The 13,018-nt window shown below is 60.9% G+C and carries 13 protein-coding genes and 1 pseudogene; 9 read left to right on the plus strand and 5 right to left on the minus strand.

All coding sequences use genetic code 11. From position 1 onward, the window contains the following. Nucleotides 1-329, minus strand: a 329-nt coding sequence (locus F758_RS51450) for a hypothetical protein (RefSeq protein WP_210200104.1), incomplete at its 3' end; no start/stop codon positions are given. A gap of 594 nt (nt 330-923) precedes the next feature. Here F758_RS51450 and F758_RS0135355 point away from each other — a divergent pair. Continuing rightward, nucleotides 924-1,202 (plus strand): hypothetical protein, encoded by a 279-nt coding sequence (locus tag F758_RS0135355; protein ID WP_245286681.1) that lies wholly within the window; start codon nt 924-926, stop codon nt 1,200-1,202. Here F758_RS0135355 and F758_RS53530 read toward each other — a convergent pair. Beyond that, nucleotides 1,195-1,798, minus strand: a pseudogene (locus F758_RS53530) (IS630 family transposase); the annotation flags it as partial. The gene F758_RS0135355 and the pseudogene F758_RS53530 overlap by 8 nt on opposite strands. A gap of 286 nt (nt 1,799-2,084) precedes the next feature. Next, entirely contained in the window at nt 2,085-2,660 is a 576-nt protein-coding gene (locus F758_RS0135375; protein ID WP_024512287.1) for a TetR/AcrR family transcriptional regulator, read from the minus strand. Nucleotides 2,661-2,819: 159 nt separating this feature from the next. On the opposite strand from F758_RS0135375, the gene F758_RS0135380 reads away from it, so the two are divergent. The 7 genes from F758_RS0135380 (at nt 2,820) to F758_RS0135405 (ending at nt 9,565) form a co-directional block, all read left to right on the plus strand. Next, a complete protein-coding gene (locus tag F758_RS0135380; RefSeq protein WP_024512288.1) occupies nt 2,820-3,197 on the plus strand; it encodes a tautomerase family protein in 378 nt (125 codons plus the stop codon). A 411-nt stretch (nt 3,198-3,608) separates the two neighbouring features. Then, the gene (locus tag F758_RS50190) at nt 3,609-3,818 is read left to right on the plus strand and encodes a hypothetical protein (protein ID WP_157450317.1); all 210 of its coding nucleotides are present in this window, start codon (nt 3,609-3,611) and stop codon (nt 3,816-3,818) included. Between the two features lie 212 nt (nt 3,819-4,030). Next, complete coding sequence (locus F758_RS0135385; protein ID WP_024512289.1) at nt 4,031-4,783, plus strand: 3-oxoacyl-ACP reductase family protein; 753 nt, start codon at nt 4,031-4,033, stop codon at nt 4,781-4,783. Nucleotides 4,784-4,869: 86 nt separating this feature from the next. Further along, complete coding sequence (locus F758_RS0135390) at nt 4,870-6,975, plus strand: molybdopterin-containing oxidoreductase family protein (protein ID WP_024512290.1); 2,106 nt, start codon at nt 4,870-4,872, stop codon at nt 6,973-6,975. Nucleotides 6,976-7,402: 427 nt separating this feature from the next. Beyond that, nucleotides 7,403-7,921, plus strand: coding sequence for an Mpo1 family 2-hydroxy fatty acid dioxygenase (locus tag F758_RS0135395; protein ID WP_024512291.1), 519 nt, complete (start codon nt 7,403-7,405; stop codon nt 7,919-7,921). Between the two features lie 20 nt (nt 7,922-7,941). Beyond that, complete coding sequence (locus F758_RS0135400) at nt 7,942-8,946, plus strand: NAD-dependent epimerase/dehydratase family protein (RefSeq protein WP_024512292.1); 1,005 nt, start codon at nt 7,942-7,944, stop codon at nt 8,944-8,946. Next, nucleotides 8,939-9,565 (plus strand): methyltransferase family protein, encoded by a 627-nt coding sequence (locus tag F758_RS0135405; RefSeq protein WP_051387133.1) that lies wholly within the window; start codon nt 8,939-8,941, stop codon nt 9,563-9,565. The genes F758_RS0135400 and F758_RS0135405 overlap by 8 nt, the downstream gene beginning before the upstream one ends. 29 nt (nt 9,566-9,594) lie before the next feature. On the opposite strand, the gene F758_RS0135410 is transcribed toward F758_RS0135405, so the two are convergent. Both F758_RS0135410 and F758_RS45285 read right to left on the minus strand, forming a co-directional pair. Next, the gene (locus F758_RS0135410; protein WP_084305910.1) at nt 9,595-10,596 is read right to left on the minus strand and encodes a thioesterase domain-containing protein; all 1,002 of its coding nucleotides are present in this window, start codon (nt 10,594-10,596) and stop codon (nt 9,595-9,597) included. Nucleotides 10,597-10,730: 134 nt separating this feature from the next. After that, complete coding sequence (locus tag F758_RS45285) at nt 10,731-11,486, minus strand: hypothetical protein (RefSeq protein ID WP_024512295.1); 756 nt, start codon at nt 11,484-11,486, stop codon at nt 10,731-10,733. 300 nt (nt 11,487-11,786) lie between these two features. Between F758_RS45285 and F758_RS0135420 the strand changes: the two genes are divergently transcribed. After that, entirely contained in the window at nt 11,787-12,569 is a 783-nt protein-coding gene (locus F758_RS0135420; protein WP_024512296.1) for an enoyl-CoA hydratase/isomerase family protein, read from the plus strand. Nucleotides 12,570-13,018 lie beyond the last annotated feature (449 nt).

Consider the following 13,018-nt stretch of genomic DNA (forward strand, 5'->3'; position numbering starts at 1 on the left):
GCATCAACAAACATGATCCATTTCCAGCCAGGTGGATAGCAATCTGCAGAAGGTGGTACTCGAAATCCTTGTGCTCCATCACTCGCCTGCCTTGGAAAAGAGGGAGGAATTGCTGTTCCCGGTTTCCACTCCAACTTCACGGATTGTGTTTGTTTTAGGAACGAACCGCGCGTTGGCCACTTGTAGTCAGAACCAGAAGGCCGTCGCCCGCCGTTAGCAAAACGGCGCCTGTCGCGGATAGCCAAAGGCAGAAGTGCCCGCTGTTCAAAAACAAGCGCTCGCGTTGGATAGCCAAAGGCGACGGCCGTTGGCATCTGCGGTATTGTCATGCCTGACTTACTTTCTCCGCACCGAGCGCCTTCTGGCGTCACTCAATGTTCGCGCTGTCCTCGGTGCGGAGCCGTGATGAAAATCCAACACGTAATCCCGGGCAACCAACCCGGCTCCGAGTTCTGGACGGCGCGCTGTCCCGAGTGCGGGACCATCCAAGAAGTTCAGGTTCGCCATCCGATCAAGTCTGACGACGCAGCGCTGGGCTGACAGCGCAACCAACTTGACGATAGGAGCAAGCGTCCCGTTTGTCTGATCAAGCGCTCGGCCGCGTGGAGGCCAAGCCGACGTGGAATGAATGAGGTCCGCAAGCGAACTCGAGACAAATCCCCGGTTGATAAGCGAGTCGGCAGGACGGCAAAAGCGGAAGGCGCCGCCGGCCGGCCAACCATTGAGTGCGCAGGAAGTGCTAAGCGTTAGCTGACGATCCGATATTCTCTTGAGCTTTTTGCATCGCGGTACTCGGGGTCCGACGCTTGCTGCATCCAGTATACACCGCGATCAGCGCAGATCGTCCAGCACTCGCTCCATCGCGGGATGCATCTGGTTCTTCACCTTGATCCGCGCAAACGCGGCTGAGGAGATCGTGCGGGATGCAGCTTGATCGCCATGACGGACTCATTTTACATGGGGTTACATCGAAAGCGGGATTATCCAACGAGCTTATGACTCGAAATCGAAAAGATCTTCCATCGAGCGGCTTCGCGATTGTAGTAGGCGGTCAAATGAAAGCCGAATTCGCGACACGTGAAGGAGTCGCGAAGGCAGCAGCGGAGCTCAAGCGGAGATTTCCGAGCCTGCGGATCGGCATCTACGATGCGCTGGCGGAACAGTTTCAGCCGATGGGCGACGCATTCGAACCAGTCACGTGAATAAAAGTTCGCCACATAATGTCTGCTGGGCTTTGTGGCAGAAGCGTTTGACGGAAGCTAAAATCTGATCCGCGGACTTGGTCCATTTGAAGGGTTTCGGCTTCTTATGGTGCACGCACATAGCTGTGCGTGCGACGTTCCAGCACCCCGGGCATCATCGGCAAGACTGGCTGCTCGCGATCGAGTGCCTGGATCTCGCTTTTCTCATCGATGCTGAGGACAAGAGCTCGGTGCGGCGGGGACATGTAAAGACCGACGATATCGCGCACCTTGTCGACGAAGAGCGGATGGCTCGACAGCTTGAATGTCTGGCTCCGGTGTGGCTGCAGGCCGAACGCCATCCACATTCGGCGGATAGTAGTGTGAGAAAAGCCAGTTTCCGCGGCCATTGAGCGGATCGACGAGTGCGTCGCATCGGCCGGCGTCGTACGCAATGTCCGCTCGATCACGGCAGCAACCTGATCGTCCTTGATGGTTCGGGGGCGGCCAGGGCGGGGCTCGTCAAGCAGGCCATCACAGCGGTTCTTCAAAAATCGGCGGCGCCATTTATCAACAGTATGTTCGTGGATGCCGAGCTCAGCGGCAACGGACTTACTTGCAGCAAGTCATTGACTTCACGCGACCGTGTTGGACTTGCAGAATGAAATTCTTGATCTCTGTCGTAAGGTTAAGCTGCCGATGCCGATCGCGCATCGGCAGCAATTGTTATTTCGGCCGAGGTCGGGAGGGATTTGCGCTCCGCCTCACGCCCGCCGGCGCCGAGTGTCAATCGCTTTTCGAACCGCTGCTCCGGCAGCGGTCGAATGAGCATTAGCAATATGCTTCGACGACCGCCCGGTCGGTTACACAAGCCCGACCATGGGATCACGCCTTTCGCGCCTCTTACTCCTTCTTCAATAGAAGATTGATCGTGTTTGCCGCGATCCTACGGAGTTTCGCGTCATCGCCAAAGGCTCTTTCAAGCACAGCCAATCCACGCGTCACGGTGACGATGTGCAATGCCGCGACCTCGGGAGTTCCGTCAAATTCGCCCCGCTTGATACCGATGGACAATGTTTCCTGGACTAGGCTGGTGATACGACTAATCAGATCCGCAAAGGCTCGTCGCGCGTTTTCATCTGCTCCGAGCTCCATTAACCCTCGCGTAGTAGGACATCCCCGGGGCGGCGAACCCGATCGGAAGTTCTTTATCGTCAGATCAAAAAACGCCGTGAGACGCTGTCGCAACGTCCCCGAGCCCAGTGCTCTCTGCAAAGAGCTCAGATATTCGCTCGCATAGCGCTCGTAGGCGCAGAGGAACAGCGCTTCCTTGCTGCCAAAGGCATTGTAGAGACTGCCCCTTTGGACACCCGCGTCACGCGCGATGTCAGAAAGCGACGCTCCGCGTACTCCCTTGCGCCAGAATTGATCGAACGCGATGCGCAGGACGTCGTCGTGGTCGAATTCTCGTGGTCTCAAGGTTTTCCTCCTCCGAGCATCCGAGAATAGAATTTACTTGACGCGTCGTCAAAAACATACGATTTTGACATGGTGTTAAGAACCTGCGTGACGGTGCCCTTAGCCGATCGCGGCTGTAGGGAGTGGGACCAGCGGTAGGGCAGCGCAAAGGGATTTCGCATGCCTCTTCTTCACATCTCATTGCAAAAGGGAAAGCCGGAAGCCTACCGACAGGCGATCTTCGATGGCCTTTACCGCGCAATGCGAGAAACGCTAAACGTGGTCGAAGACGACCAATTCATGACGATCAGCGAGCACGAGCCCGCGAACTTCCGCTACGGCAACGGCTACGGCATCACCCGGAGCCCGGATACGGTGTACATCCAGATTACGGTATTTAACACGCGCACTGCCGAACAAAAGAAGGCGCTTTTCCGCCGCATCGCGGAATTGCTCGGCGAAAGCCCCGGTATACGTTCCGAAGACGTGTTCGTGAACATTCTCGACGCAGCGAAAGAGAATTGGTCCGTCGGCCAAGGTCTCGCGCAATTCGCCTGAAGAGATGAAGCCATGGCGGCGGAACGAAAAGGCGGCTGCTCTGCGGGGTGCTGCATTACGTCTTGAAAGGCGAGCCGCAGGCCATCGCCGGACGAGGATGCGATAAGCTTCGGGATCGCGTGCGCGTGCGGCGTCGAGACAGCTACCCGTTTTTCAAGGAAATGATCGCCCGGTTCGAGGGCCAGCCCGAAATCAAGGATGGCCAGCCACGAAGCCTGGCCTTCATTTCTAGTGTCAGCCGGTTACGTAGTGCCAATGGGCATAGGACCTAATCTGCCTGGCAGAGTCATCGGTTGGCGCGTCTTCAGCAAATACTTGACATCGAAGGCCTTTTCAGTCCGAAAAAGGGCTGGACATCAGGTCGTGTGGTCCTGGCGCCCCGAGGCTGGCGCCAAGTTGGCGGGATGCACGTTGAGCATCGCGCCGATGACGGTTACAAAGAAAACCTGGCTCACCGAGGAGTACGAAGTAAGTCGTAAACCACTGCGCAGGGAAGGCCGGATTGTCTCCGCCTGGACCTGTGGTCAACGCGCTCTTCGCGCAATTTTTTGCGCGAGGATGCTGATTCCGCTCGATGCCGCCCACCATTCCGGAATGATCTCGCCCAGTATTCCGATTTGATGTCGCCCACCATTCCGAGATGATCTCGCCCGGGGTGACGGAGGCCTCTTCTGGCTCCGATACGGTCGCCTTTCGGGTTTGCGAAGGGGACCTGATGCCGACGGAGTGTGGAATTGGCGCGAACGAAAGCATGAGTACGTTCGGTGTTGCGCGGACTCCTCCAATGTATTGCCTATCCGCGGCGGGAGGGAGACGCTTACCGAGGAAGCAGCATGAGCAAAGAACTCGCCGGCAAGGTTGCCATCGTCACCGGGGCCGGGCGCAACATTGGCCGCGCCATCGCGTTGACACTGGCGGAGGCCGGCGCTGCAATCCTCGTGGGCGCGCGCAGCAATCGCGCTGAGGCCGACGCAGTCGCTCGCGAGATCGAGGCATCCGGCGAGAAGGCGCTGGTCCATACCGGCGATGTCGTCGATCCCAAATCTGTGCAGGCGATGGCGGAAGCGACCCTCAACGCTTTCGGCCGCATCGACATTCTCGTCAACAATGCGGCGCTGCGGCGGGAAAAGTCGTTTGCGGAGATGGACTATGCCGAGTGGCGCGCGATCCTCGATGTGACGCTCGACGGTGCCTTTCACTGCACCAAGGCCTGCCTTGCGGCGCTGCGGCAGAGCGGTTCGGGACGCATCGTCAATATCGGCGGCTTGAGCGCGCATACCGGCGCCGGCAACCGCGCCCACGTGGTCACGGCCAAGGCCGGCATCGTGGGCTTCACCCGCGCGCTCGCAACCGAGCTTGCCGCCGACGGCATCACCGTCAATTGCGTGGTTCCGGGATTGATCAGCACACCGCTACCGAAAGATCAGCCGGAACCGGCGCATCATGTGACCCATCAAACGCGAACGGGCGAGCGTGGCAAGCCGGAAGATGTCGCCGCGGCCGTCCGTTTCCTGTGCGGCCCGGGTGCGCGGTACATCACGGGGCAGGCGATCCATGCCAATGGCGGGGCCTATTTCTCCGGTTAGCGCATGGCTTGCGTGCGAATTTTGCGCGGGGATTGCCGGACAAATGCGCTCGGCTGCTCAGATTTTTGATGCTACTAATTCGCATCATGAATAAGCAGGCCAGTATCGATATTCGCCACTCCACGTGTCCGCATGATTGCCCATCGGCCTGTGCGCTCGATGTCGAGGTGATCGATGGGCAGCGCATCGGACGGGTTCGCGGGTCCAAGCGGCAGACCTACACGGCGGGTGTCGTTTGCGCGAAGGTCGCGCGCTATGCCGAGCGCATCCATCACCCCGAGCGGCTGATGTATCCGCTGCGAAGGACTGGCCCGAAGGGTTCCGGCCAATTCGCGCGGATTTCCTGGGATGAGGCGTTGGACGAAATCGCCGATCGTTTCAACGCGGCCGAGCGCGAGTTCGGCTCGGAGTCCGTCTGGCCCTATTACTATGCGGGCACGATGGGCATCGTGATGAAAAACGGCATCAACCGCCTCACCCATGTGAAGAAGTATTCCCGCTTCTATGCCACGATCTGCTCCAACATCGCCCGCATCGGCTTTGCCATGGGAACCGGTAAAATCGCCGGCGCCGATCCGCGCGAGATGGGCGTGTCGGATCTGATCGTGATCTGGGGCACCAATCCGGTGAACACCCAGGTCAACGTGATGACGCACGCCGCCCGCGCGAAGAAGGAGCGCGGCGCCAAAATCGCGGCGGTCGACATCTACGACAACGAGACCATGAAGCAGGCTGACATCAAGATCATCCTGCGACCGGGAACTGATGCCGCGTTTGCTTGCGGCGTCATGCACGTGCTGTTCCGTGAAGGTCTTGCCGATCGCGACTATCTCGCGCGCTACACCGATTGTCCCGCCGAGCTCGAGGCGCATTTGCGGACGCGGACGCCTGAATGGGCCGCGTCGATTTGCGGTGTACCGGTTGAGGAGATCGAGGCGTTCGCACGCGCCGTCGGCCAAACCAAGCGCACATTCTTCCGCCTTGGCTACGGCTTTACCCGCACCCGAAACGGCGCGACGCAAATGCACGCCGCGCTATGCATCCCGGCGGTGACCGGCGCCTGGCAGTATGAAGGCGGCGGCGCCTTCTTCAACAATGCGGCGCTCTGGCGCTTCAATGAGGCGATCGTCGAGGGACACGATGCGATCGACCCGAACATTCGCCTGCTCGATCAATCCAAGGTCGGGCGCATCCTGACTGGAGACGCGCAAGCGTTGCGCGGCAAAGGCCCGGTCAAGGCGATGCTGATCCAGAACACCAATCCGGTGACGGTCGCGCCCGAGCAGGCGCTGGTCCGCCAAGGTTTTGCGCGCGAGGATCTGTTCGTCGCCGTGCACGAGCAGTTCATGACCGAGACGGCGCAAATGGCCGATATTGTGTTGCCGGCGACGATGTTCATGGAGCACGACGACCTCTATTACGGCGGTGGGCATCAGTACATTTCGGTCGGCCCGAAGCTGATCGATCCGCCCGGCGAATGTCGCAGCAATCATGAGGTGCTTCAGGGCTTGGCCCGGCGGGTCGGCGCAGTCCATCCCGGCTTCGAGATGACGCCGCGCCAATTGATCGATGCCACCCTGAAACTGAGCGGGCACGGCGCTATAGAAAATCTGCAAGCGGACATGTGGCGCGACTTGCAGCCGGATTTCCGCACCTCGCACTATCTCGACGGCTTCGCGCACGCCGACAAGAAATTCCATTTTAGGGTTGACTGGGCGCAGCCGCTGTTCGGGCAGATCATGGGCGAGGTGGACAAGATGCCGTCCTTGCCGGATCACTGGACAGCCATTGAGGAGGCGGACGAGGCGCACCCGTTCCGCCTCGCCACCAGTCCCTCGCGCAGTTTCCTCAACACGACATTCAATGAGACCCCCTCATCGCAGGCACGCGAGGGCAGGGCTTCCGTGATGATTCACCCGCGCGACGCCGCGGCCCTCGGGATCGCCGACGGCGATGCCGTGACGCTCGGCAATACGCGCGGGGAGACCACGCTGATCGCAAAGCTGTTCGAGGGTGTGCATCGCGGCGTCTTGATCGCGGAATCCATTCATCCGAACCGCGACCATATTGGCGGTCGCGGCATCAACACATTGACGGGAGCCGAGGCGGTCGCGCCGATCGGCGGCGCGGCCTTCCACGACAACAAGGTTTGGGTGAAGAAGGCGGCGCTTGCTGCAACCGACGGGAGTTGAGCAAAGGCGGCGGTGGGAGTGGGTGCGGCATTGTTTCAGCCGACAAGCGGCCGCATCATGGTGCGGCGAAGATGCGCACGGCCCATGCGCCACACTTTCGGTCCATAAGCGTCAAAATGGCCGCCTTAATTGCCGACACACTCTCGCTCGTCCGATTCGCTAAACTGTTGCAAACAGGCCTGATTCACGGCCTTTGTCTGAGGGGTACGCCGATTGTTCTTGTCGACGGTCTGGATTACGATGGACTTTTGTTTCCTGCTTGCCTTTTTCTCAGGATCGCATAACCACCCATTTTGACATCGGCGGGAGGAGTAGCTTAAGTAGCAAGGCTTTCTCGCCGGAGACCCGTGAAGATGCTGAAATGTGCTGTCGTTGTGGCCAATCGCCCGACCGCATCTTCGCGTCTCTAACCGAAAGAGGGGTTCGCATGACCGCCTATTTCCGGCATCAGCTCGCCGATTACGTTGAATATCACCGTGATCCCAGGAACTGCGCGGCTCATGTGTTTGGTATCATCTTCCTTTTCCTTGCCGCGGTCCTTCCGCTGACGATGGTGCCCATTCCGGGGTTCGATGGCCATCTCACGCTGGCCACGCTGCTGGCGCTGCCCGTCCTGATTTACTGGTTGGCGCTTGATCCTCCGCTTGGACTGGCCATCGTCGCGGCGGCCGTTCTGTTGTTGTCGACCGCCTCGGCCATTGTGGCCAATGTGGGCGTCGCCGGCGTGTGGACCCTTGCGGTGGTCTTGGCGGTGTGTGGCGTCACGGCTCAAGTCGTCGGCCATAAGGTCTTCGAGCGGCGGAAGCCGTCGATGTCCGATCATCCCGTGCATTTTTTGCTCGGCCCGATGTTTGTTATGGCCAAATTGTTCATTGCGCTGGGTTTCCGACACGATCTCGCAGCCATCATCGGATCGGTGCCTGAGCCGGCTCAGGCCAATCGCTGAGACGCGCCGAATTCTGCTTCATGACACGCATTCTCGTCACTGGCGGTAGCGGCTTTATTGGCCAGCATTTGGTGTCCGAACTTGTCGGTGCTGGTCACTGTGTGCGCGTGCTCGATGTCCGCCTGCCCACCCGCCCGATGCCGGGCGTGGAATATGTCGAGGGCTCGGTGCTCGACCAGGGTCTTGTTCAGGAAGTCATGAGGGACGTCGGCGAGGTCTATCATCTGGCCGGACACCCGGGGATGTGGAAGCGCGATCGGGACGAATTCTACGCCATCAATTTCAAAGGGACCGAAAACGTGCTCGCCGCCGCGCGCAAGCGAGACGTCGCCCGCTTTCTGCACTGCTCGACCGAGTCGATCCTGTTCCGCAGCTCCAAACCCGGTCAGCCCGCAGCGGAGGATGCCGAGCTTTCGGTCGACGAAATGCCGGGCCCTTACACCCGCTCCAAGATGCTCGCGGACAGGTTGGCGCTGCAGGCGGCGGCATCGGGCTTTCCGGTTGTCGTCGGTTGCCCCACCATGCCGATCGGCACGCACGATCACAACCACACGCCGCCAACGGCGATGCTGCGGCATTTCCTCGGCGGCGGGCCGGTGCGAATCTATCTGGATTTTATCGTGAACCTGGTGGATGTGCGCGACGTCGCGCACGGCCTTATTCTCGCGATGGAGAAGGGGCGGGTGGGAAACCGCTACGTCCTCGGCGGCGATTCCATTCCGCTCGGGCAGGTTTTGGCTCTGATGGCGTCCGTCAGCGGCCGTCGTAAGTTGTTTGTTCCTATACCGGGCCGACTCGCGGAGCTGGCGGCATCCGTGATAGAGTTCAACGCAAATTATGTCACCCGCCGTACCCCTGCGGCGACTGTTGAGGGGGTCCGCATCGCGCGGCGGGCGAGTGCGCTGTCGATCGAGAAGGCGCGGCGCGAACTTGGTTATGCGCCCCGTCCGGTCGAGCCGGTCCTGCATGAGACGATCGCTCGCATGATGGCTGCACCCGTTAGCGAGGTCTTGAAGCATGCTTAGCAGTTTGGGCGATATCAGCGGCGCGCTGTTGAGCGGCTGGATCGTCACTTGGCCCACCAAATTGCTGGCGCTGATCTGGCTTGCTTGGGTCGTGAGCTGGGTGGTTGCCTCGTTTTGGTCGGGCCGGACCAAGACACATGTGCGAACCTGGGATTCCTGGGTCTATCGGCTGCCGATCCTGGTCGGCGCGATTTTGCTGATGCCTTTGACCGCGCAGGTCGTCGGAGCGAAGCCGCTCTACAATCCAGGCACTTTTGGCACCTACGTGCTTGCGGTGGTGACCTTGCTCGGCATCTCCTTCACCTGGTGGGCGCGGATCCATCTTGGGCGCTTCTGGTCCAATGCCATCACCCATAAGGAAGGGCATCGGATCATCGATACCGGTCCTTACGGAATGGTGCGTCATCCGATCTATACCGGCCTCATCATCGGCATGCTCGCGACAGGCCTTGCGGTCGCGACTTGGCCCGCGCTGCTCGGCGCGCTGTTCGTCTGTTTCGGCGAATGGCAGAAGGCGCGGATGGAAGAAGGGTTTCTATCCATCGAACTGGGGCAAGAGGCGTACCGAAACTACAGTCGCCGCGTCCCTATGATCGTGCCGTTCCTGCGCCGCTCGTAAGCACCCGCTCGGCACGCCAGTAACACCACTTACCTGCCTGAGGGTATCGGCGCGGCAGCGGTGGTAACTGGCGGTTCGAGATGGCGCGGCACCGTGACACGCTGGCCGGGAACGAGCGGCAGATTAGCCGGCATCGGGTTGACCTGGGTGAGGGCCCACAGCGGCAGGTGATACTGGAGGGCAAGCGCCTGCAGCGTATCGCCCGGACGTGCCGCGACCGCCATGCCGCTGTCCCACAGCTCGATCTCCTCTTTGGGCGGAACGGCATAGCGAAGCGGCAAGATCTCGTCGCCCGTTTTTGCTGGCGTCGCCGTGAGCTGCAAGATCTTGGTCACAAGCTGCTGATGGATCGCATCAACCTTGTCGATCGTGATGTGCGAGATCTCGTCGTGCTGTTCGACGTCGTAGCTCGCATAATGTCCGGGAAAACCCGCGACTGGTTTGATGTCGCCGCCGCCGAGCACGTTCTTGGACAAGTAGATATTGATGAAGCGCTCGACATTGGCGGGCACGTCCGGGCTCAAATGGGCCGGGTCGATGGTGACGACCAGGCTGACCGGAATACCCTCCTCCTGGAGCTTTTCAGAGAACTGCAGCGCGCAGCGTCCGCCCATGGAATGCCCGATCAGGATGATCGGGGCAGGATCCTGTCGGTAGCTCTCGATTGCCTTTGAGGCGATCAGCGGGCACAGCGTGAACTCATAGGTCGTGGCCGGGATGCCGGCGCGTTCGATCTTTTCGCTAAGCCGGTCCATGCCGGTGGAGAAAATCGGCCCCAAGGCGCCGCGAAACACGTAGGCGCGTCCGCGCGGGACGATCGGCAGGGGGTCGCTCGCGGACGGCGCAACCGCTGCCGCCGAAGCCGCGCCTTTCGCCTGCGGCTGTGGCGGACTGTCGGCCCCCCGCGCGACGGCCTGCTTGATCGGGCGGGCGATCACCTCTTGCGCGTGTATGCCCAATATACAGGCAAGCACCGCCACGCCTGCCAGGAGGCTCGCGACCCGCTTTGGGTTTCTCGTTTCAGCTCTCACGGCCCCCACATTCGCGGCTCTTGGCGCCGGCGACGCCGAGGCGCCTCATCGGGCGCATTTTCAATGCATCGCAAACGAATGGGCGGAATTTGAGGCACCTCGCAGACCGGGTCCGCGCCCGCCGGCAATCTCAATCAGTTGGCAGCAGCCGCGCGCCTGGCTCCAGATGCTTGTGGGGCGACGCCGGGCGCCGGCTTCCGCGCCACTGGCCTCGTTGTCGGCGTCACGCTCGGGCCGCTCGCCACCGCCGCGTCGATGGCCGCGATCACCTTCTGCTGAATCAGTTCGTTCTTGTCGATCGTGAGATGGCCGACGCCAGGCACGCGCTCGACGTCGACATTCTCAAGCGTTCCCTGGAAATTCTGAGCTCTTTCCACACGGGTGCCCGCGCCGTTGGCGACGTAGAAGTTGATGTATTTTCCAACCCGCCCGGACAGGCTGGTGTGGAAGACCGAATCCAACCCGATCGCGAGCTTCACCGGCACGCCTTGCGCACTCAGCCGCGCGACCATGTCCGGCAGGCAGGTCGCGCCAGAGGAATGGCCGACCAGGATGATCACCTTCGCGCGCCCGCTGCGATATTCGGCGGCGGCGTCATCGGCGACAGAGGCCCAGAGCATATGATTGTGGACGCTGGCGGGGATGCCCTGCTGCTGCAGCCGGCTGGCGATCTGGTCCATGCCCAGCGAGAAGATATTGAGGACCCCGCGCATCAGGTAGACGTGAGCGCTGGGCGGCGCCGCCGGGGCGGCATGGACAACCCGAGCCGACGCCATCGGCATCGCCACCAGGAGGAGGGCAAGCAGCGCGGCCTTGGACCAGCCGCCCCCCGGCGCACTCAGCGACAGAAAACCGCCGAAACGCGCCACATTGCCGCTATTCGATGTCATGGATGCCTCTGCCGATACGCAATGTTTGTACAGGGTATAGGATTCCCGCATTCGCATCCGCAATAGAGGACGGTCCGGCCGGCTCACTTTCTGGCCAGGCGCGGCTCTCCTGCAACACGCCGGCAGGTTCCAGGGCTGGCCATTCAGCGTCCCGGGCTCGCCAGCCAACCCATTGATGAGTCTGCGAATGTTGGTTTGCCGGGCGGCGCGTCCGCGGCTCTGACGCAAGACTGCGCCCTTGCGGTTGGCTCCGCTGTCGGCGCAAATGGTTGCGCGAGGAAAAAGAAAGCAGGTCGTTCGATGAGCGAAAATGGCAGCATCATCCTGGAAAAGCGCGGACAAGCGTTCTGGATCACCATCAACCGACCGGAGAAGCGCAACGCACTTAACGCAGATGTGATCGCGGGCATCGCGAAGGGCTACCGCGACGCCCATGAGGACAAGAGCGTGCGCGTCATCGTGTTGACCGGCGCCGGAGAAAAAGCCTTTTGCGCCGGCGCCGATCTGCAGAATTCCGGTGCTGCTTTCTCGATGGATTTTTCCAGGCCGAATGTCGATTACGCCGACCTGCTCAGGCTGTCGCAGAACGCGACAAAACCCGCGATTGCGCGTGTCGGCGGCGTGTGCATGGCCGGCGGCATGGGGCTGCTCTGCATGACCGATATGGCGATCGCGGCCGATCACGCGATCTTCGGCTTGCCTGAGGTCAAGGTCGGCGTGTTTCCGATGCAGGTGATGAGTCTGCTGCAGTCGATGGCGCCGCCGCGGCTTGTGAACGAGTGGGCGCTGACCGGTGAGCCGTTCGACGCAAACGCAGCGCAAGGAGCGGGCCTGCTCAACTATGTGGTGCCGGCGGCCGAGCTCGATGCCAAGGTTGAATGGCTGATCGGGCGCATCGTCGACAAGTCGCCGACCGCGATCCGCCGCGGCAAATATGCCATGCGCGCAATCGCCGCGATGTCGTTCGATGAGAGCATCGCCTACACCGAAAGCCAGATCGCGCTCCTTGCGATGACCGAAGACGCCAAGGAAGGGCTGAAAGCCTTCGCGGAAAAGCGCAAGCCGGTGTGGACGGGGAAGTAGTTGGTTTTCCCGACGAAGGCCGGGCGAGGTCACGAAGCACGACATCGCAATGCTGTCGAACGATATCGTCTCCGGCAAGCTCGGCGTTCCCTCGATCGCCAATGCCCGTCACATACGCCGCGCCGCGTCGGGAAGAACTTGTTTAGTCGCAAGTTCCTTCCTGCCCGCTTTTTTAGGCCGGGATGTTGACTCTACTGGCAAAGCAGATTGATGATTTATCGATCGACGGGCGATGGAAATTAAGAACAGCGCCCTTGCCACGGCGTCACTGCCCGCACTTTTTGAGTCAGCGGGCTGCACCAGCAACCCTAAACATTGACGATGGCCCTCGGTGCGTCACTTCCGGGGAAGTTGGTGGCGTCATGAGCAGTACAGAGTTGGCGCAGCGCGTCTGCGTGAAATGCGGTCGTGAAAAGCCGGAGGCAGCAGTTGGAGGAAAAGGCGGAGGC

Origin of the sequence: Bradyrhizobium sp. ARR65 (assembly GCF_000472385.1) — a bacterium.
Lineage (GTDB): Bacteria > Pseudomonadota > Alphaproteobacteria > Rhizobiales > Xanthobacteraceae > Bradyrhizobium.

What these genes read in the sequence shown, in the direction of transcription:
- F758_RS0135390 (WP_024512290.1), top strand. Translation starts at nt 4,870, where the DNA reads ATGAATAAGCAGGCCAGTATCGATATTCGCCACTCCACGTGTCCGCAT.
- F758_RS0135405 (WP_051387133.1), top strand. Translation starts at nt 8,939, where the DNA reads ATGCTTAGCAGTTTGGGCGATATCAGCGGCGCGCTGTTGAGCGGCTGG.
- F758_RS45285 (WP_024512295.1), bottom strand. Translation starts at nt 11,486, where the DNA reads ATGACATCGAATAGCGGCAATGTGGCGCGTTTCGGCGGTTTTCTGTCG.
- F758_RS0135385 (WP_024512289.1), top strand. Translation starts at nt 4,031, where the DNA reads ATGAGCAAAGAACTCGCCGGCAAGGTTGCCATCGTCACCGGGGCCGGG.
- F758_RS0135395 (WP_024512291.1), top strand. Translation starts at nt 7,403, where the DNA reads ATGACCGCCTATTTCCGGCATCAGCTCGCCGATTACGTTGAATATCAC.
- F758_RS0135400 (WP_024512292.1), top strand. Translation starts at nt 7,942, where the DNA reads ATGACACGCATTCTCGTCACTGGCGGTAGCGGCTTTATTGGCCAGCAT.
- F758_RS0135380 (WP_024512288.1), top strand. Translation starts at nt 2,820, where the DNA reads ATGCCTCTTCTTCACATCTCATTGCAAAAGGGAAAGCCGGAAGCCTAC.
- F758_RS0135420 (WP_024512296.1), top strand. Translation starts at nt 11,787, where the DNA reads ATGAGCGAAAATGGCAGCATCATCCTGGAAAAGCGCGGACAAGCGTTC.
- F758_RS0135355 (WP_245286681.1), top strand. Translation starts at nt 924, where the DNA reads ATGCAGCTTGATCGCCATGACGGACTCATTTTACATGGGGTTACATCG.